The sequence below is a fragment of the Microbacterium sp. GbtcB4 genome, assembly GCF_019091465.1.
Lineage (GTDB): Bacteria > Actinomycetota > Actinomycetes > Actinomycetales > Microbacteriaceae > Microbacterium > Microbacterium paraoxydans.
This window is the reverse complement of the sequence record NZ_JAGXJJ010000626.1, coordinates 1-234: the sequence shown is the minus strand read 5'-3', so window position 1 is coordinate 234 and position 234 is coordinate 1. Positions and strand designations below refer to the sequence as shown.

General features: G+C 77.8%; 1 pseudogene. It reads right to left on the bottom strand.

Annotation, left to right across the window (positions count from 1 at the left end):
- Positions 1-203 (bottom strand): annotated as a pseudogene (locus KVS71_RS19055) (alpha-amylase); the annotation flags it as partial.
- Positions 204-234: the final 31 nt, after the last annotated feature.

The following is a 234-nucleotide window of genomic DNA, read 5'->3' as shown; positions in this document are numbered from 1 at the left end:
CCCGAGTCGATCCACCCGAGCGGCTCCCCGGTCTGCAGCAGGCGCCGCAGCCGCAGCGCCCCGCGGTACAGGTTGAGGGTCGAGCCGGGGCCGGCGTCCTCCACCTCGACGGCATGCTCCGCGAACCTGCCGGGCTGCGGCAGGTGCGCGCCCGCGGGTCCGAAGCCGTACGAGCTGCCCGACGCCGTCCCAGGCCGAGGCACGCGGCAGCCCTCCGCGCCCAGGCCGGCGTAG